This window comes from uncultured Lamprocystis sp. (assembly GCF_903933125.1).
GTDB lineage: Bacteria > Pseudomonadota > Gammaproteobacteria > Chromatiales > Chromatiaceae > Thiodictyon.
On sequence record NZ_CAIZIZ010000093.1, the window covers coordinates 1 to 4,432 of the forward strand.

Genomic DNA, 4,432 nt, shown 5'->3' on the forward strand with positions numbered 1-4,432 from the left:
ATATGTTTTTCTTGGCGTTGCTCATCAAACTTAAGTAGCGAAGGGACCTTTAGGGCAAAGACCGCTAACCCTGACATTAAAGCGTCGACTAAAGGAATGCGGCATTTTGTGGTTTGCCGGTGATCGGTGATCGACTAGAACGTTTCACGCACCAGCGACAATAATGTCGAGTTCGTGAGGTTTTGCTGAAATTGACGTGCCATCGTCATTCCTTAGTAACAAAAGATGCGCAATCGAATCATTGCAGGCAGTCCAATTCGCTATTCTAGCAGAGTCACGAATCCGTAAAAACGCCTTCGGAAAAAGAATTTATCATATTGTTTATAAAGGAAAAATTGGCCGGGAATTGCTGGCATGAAATCGTGTTGATTGGCGCGACGCTGCCTGGCTAGGCCGCCCACTTTCTGTGGTTGATGGCGAGATCGAGCGTGAGTTCAAAGACCTGGTCGCGCTTCTGCGTGAAGATGTCCTTGTCGTAACCCGGCTCGGGAAGATGCAGGTCGAGAACCTTGCCGACCTCGTCGCGGACCGTCAAGCGGGTTTGACAGTCTTTGAACCAGTCTTGGACGAGCACCCGCGGGGATTCAGCGGTCAGGCGCTTGAGCAGTGCCTTGGCCGCGAGGCGAACCCGCTGCTCTTCGTCCTTGGTCATGGTGTCCTTGCGCAGGAGGTCGTAAATCTCGAGTTCGTCTTCGGTGAGCCCCATCCGGACGTGCCGCTCCTCTTCCTCCCGGAGCGCCTGGGTAAATCGCAACAACGCGGCATAGTCGGCGTCGGCTGAGGTGCTCCCGGCGTTGTAAGTGTCGATGATCCCCTGCAGGCGTTCCGCGAAGTCCCGCCTGGTGCGGTTCTGCTTGAGCATGTCGCTGAGCTTCTTTTCGAGGAAGGCCCGCAAATCGGCGATCTCGATATTCTTGCAGGCGGTCGTTTTGAAGTCCTCCCTGAGCTTTTCGAAGTCGATCGTACTCAGGTCCCAGGATTTGCCCTGTTGCGCAATCCTGAAGCCTGCTGCAGCTTCCTTGACCGTCGCGAATCCCGCGTCATCGACAACGAGACTCTCATCGAGCAGTGCGCCGATCCGCCGGATGGCGGACGCGACATCCTGTTGCTGAATGATGCTGTCGATGATGCCTCGCAGGTATTGAAAGACGGCAACGGTACGCACCACCGGCCGGCCGAGAACCTCCGGCTTCGCGGCCTCGTAAAGGCCGGTGATGGTGTTTTCGTAGACGCTGAAGCTCTTGCGATACTCGTCTTTATAAAGCATCGCGTTGGCCCAACCCTCGAAGAGCCCGAGTTTCTGGAAGATATCGCGGCCTTCAAGCGCCTTATCGATTGGGATATTGATGGATGCGCAGAAGGCGCGGCCTTGATCGATAGCCTCGTCGAGCAGGCGGAAAATCTCGGATTTGTCTTTGACCGGCGCCTCGCCGACACTTTGATCACCCTCGCCATAGTCCTTGAGCGCCTTCTTCAGTCGTCCGAAGACCCCGTAATAGTCGACCACTTCGCCGTTCTTCTTCTCGACACCGCCGATTTTATACGCACACACCCGATTGGCGCGGGCGATGGTCTGCATCAGGGTGTGATCCTTCTGCGGCTTATCGAGATAGAGGGTCGAGACCGTGGGTGCATCGAAGCCGGTGAGCCACATGGCGCAGACGAAGACAAGTTGGAGCGGGTCCTCGGGGTTCTTGAAGTTGTATTCAAGGTCGTGGCCGTTCTCGTCGGCTTGGTCCATCCGCTTGCGGTGCGGGCGGATATCCAGGCCCTGCTGGTCGAACTTCTCGTCCTCGCCGTTCTCCGCGCTGACCACCACCGCCATCTCGACCCGGCGCATGTACTCGACCATCCGCTTGAGGCGTGCCGCCAGCAGTTCATCGCCGGTCTGCTTGATCTGGCCGTGCAGGGCCTTGATCTCCTCCTTCCAGAGGCGCTGGACCTTGTCATACAGCTTCACCGCGGTGAACTTATCCACGGCGATGACCATACCCTTGCCGAGATAGCCCCGCCTGGGAAAATGGTAGACGATATCCTGGGCGATGGTTTCCAGCCGGTCATCCCGTTTGATGACCTCCAACTCACTGGCAAACCGCTGTTCGAGCTTGGCCTGCGCGACTGAATCGAGATTTTCGTCTTCGAGGATCTCGTAGAAGTCGGCGCTCAGATCGTCGTTCTGATTCTGCACTTCCGGCACGCGTTTGCTGTAGAACAACGGCACGGTCGCGCCGTCATTCATCGACTGGCTGAAATTGTATTCAGACACATAGTCGCCGAACCACGCATTGGTCTTGCGGGCGTTGCCGAGTAGCGGGGTGCCGGTGAAGGCGATGTATTGGGCATTGGGCAGACCGACCCGCAGGTTTTCCGCGAGTGACTGGTATTGGGTCCGGTGGGCCTCGTCGACGATCACGATGATATCGTCACGGTCTGAAAGCAGCGGATAGGGCTTGCCCTTGGGCCAGCGGAATTTCTGGATCAGGGTGAAAACGAGTCGCTTGTTCTGGCCCAGGAAGGCGCGCAGTTGCTCGCTGTCCTTGGGCTGAGCGGTATCGGCCTGGCGGACGGTGTCCGTGTTGAGAAAGGTGCGGTAGATCTGGCCGTCGAGATCATCGCGGTCGGTGATGATCAGGAAACTGAAGTTGCCCTGGCACTTGCGCAATATCTTCCGGACATAGAAGATCATGGAGAAGCTCTTGCCCGAGCCCTGGGTGTGCCAGAAAACACCGAGCCGGCCGTCGAGCCCCGCGCGGCCGAGAAAGGTGTCGAACGCCTTGTTGACGCCGATGAACTGGTGGTTCTGGGCGATGATCTTCTGGGTTTCTTTGTGGTACAGGATAAAATTTTCGATGTAATCGAGCAGTCGGTCCTTGGGGCAGAGACCGGCGAGGAACCGCTCAGCGCTGGTGCCTTGCGCTGCGATCTGCTCGCGTCTGATCTTCTCCTTCTCGTCCTCGGGGCGCAGCCAGTGGAAGAAGTGCTCCCACTCGGCGGTCAGGCTGCCGACACGGGTCTCGATGGCGTTTGAAAAGACACAGAGTGCATTGGTCAGGAAGAGTTGCGGGATCTCCGCCTTGTAGTTGGTCAAATTGTCGTCGTAGGCGCACCTGAGGTTGACGTTGGAGTTCTTCAATTCGATGAAGACGAGCGGCAGCCCGTTGATATAAAGCAGGATATCCGGACGACGGTAGCCGCGCTCACCCAGAATCCAGAGCTGACTGACCGCGAGGAATTGGTTGGCGGCGGGGTTGTTGAAGTCGATGATCTTGACCCGCGCCTTGCGGGTGCGGCCGGTCGCGTCCTTGAATTCGACCTGTACCCCGTTGCGGATGAGGTCGTCCACTGCCCGGTTGGCGGCAATGGCGGATTGCGCCTCACGTTTGTCGCACAACTGTTTGATGGCATCGTCGATGGCGGCTTCCGGGATGCCCTTATTCAGGTCGATCACTGCCGCCCGCAGGCGGTCGTACAGAATGACCTCGCGTTTATCGGTGCGTCCCGAGCCGTCGTTGAGATCCGCCGGATCGGCGGTGTGGCAGTCCTGCACGTCGTAGCCATAGAGCAACTGCAAGCGTTGCAGCATGGCCGCTTCGATCTGGTCCTCAGAAATGAAGGTCGGCATAAACCGCGTCCTGAGCGATAGGTGAGGTTTTCGGTGACAACGTGCCCTTCGACGATCAGGAGTATTGTCGCTGACGCGGTTTATCGATGAAAGCCCCCCACCGGCCCCTGGCACCGCCGCGCACCAACATGTTACACTTGATCAACTTATTGAACAAGTTTGATGCCATGAAAGTCGTCACCTACTCCCATGCACGCAATGCATTGAAATCCTTGCTGGATACGGTCGTACGGGACGCGGACGTGGCGATCATCAGCCGTCGGGATGCCGAGGGTGATGCGGTGGTCATGTCGCTGGATCACTACAACAGCCTGATGGAGACGCTGCACCTGCTGTCGACCCCTGCCAACGCCGAGGCCTTGGCGCGCGCGATCCGGCAGGATCAGGCGGGCGAGGCGCAACCGCGGACCCTGATCGATGCGGACGGCGATTGACCATGCGCGGGATTCGTTTCGTCCCGGACGCCTGGGATGCGTACCTTTATTGGCAACAGCCGGATCGCAAGACGCTAAGACGCATCAACCTCCTGATCAATGAGGCCGTCCGCGAGCCCTTCGCCGGGATCGGCAAACCGGAACCGCTGCGCGGCAATCTATCCGGCTACTGGTCGCGGCGCATTGACGACACCCATCGCCTGGTCTACCGTGCGACCGACACCGAGTTGGTCATCATCGCCTGTCGCTTTCATTACGACGGCTGATGAACGGGTGATCTTGTGGGAGCGGCCTCCGGCCGCGACGGGGCCTCGCAAACTGCCGCAGGGTCGCTGGTTACCGCCACGACCCTGAACAGTTCCAAAATTTCTTGACA

3 protein-coding genes are annotated in these 4,432 nt (G+C 58.1%); 2 read left to right on the forward strand and 1 reads right to left on the reverse strand.

Annotation, left to right across the window (positions count from 1 at the left end; translation table 11 throughout):
• Positions 1-388: 388 nt before the first annotated feature.
• Positions 389-3,622: a type I restriction endonuclease subunit R gene (locus QZY03_RS04010; protein WP_295578466.1), complete on the reverse strand. Its 3,234-nt coding sequence runs from the start codon at positions 3,620-3,622 to the stop codon at positions 389-391.
• A 167-nt stretch (positions 3,623-3,789) separates the two neighbouring features.
• Between QZY03_RS04010 and QZY03_RS04015 the strand changes: the two genes are divergently transcribed.
• Positions 3,790-4,056 carry a type II toxin-antitoxin system Phd/YefM family antitoxin gene (locus tag QZY03_RS04015; RefSeq protein WP_295578468.1) on the forward strand — a complete coding sequence of 89 codons (267 nt, stop codon included), beginning with the start codon at positions 3,790-3,792 and terminating at the stop codon, positions 4,054-4,056.
• Positions 4,053-4,322 carry a Txe/YoeB family addiction module toxin gene (locus tag QZY03_RS04020; RefSeq protein WP_363169332.1) on the forward strand — a complete coding sequence of 90 codons (270 nt, stop codon included), beginning with the start codon at positions 4,053-4,055 and terminating at the stop codon, positions 4,320-4,322. Before QZY03_RS04015 ends, QZY03_RS04020 begins: the two co-directional genes overlap by 4 nt.
• Positions 4,323-4,432 lie beyond the last annotated feature (110 nt).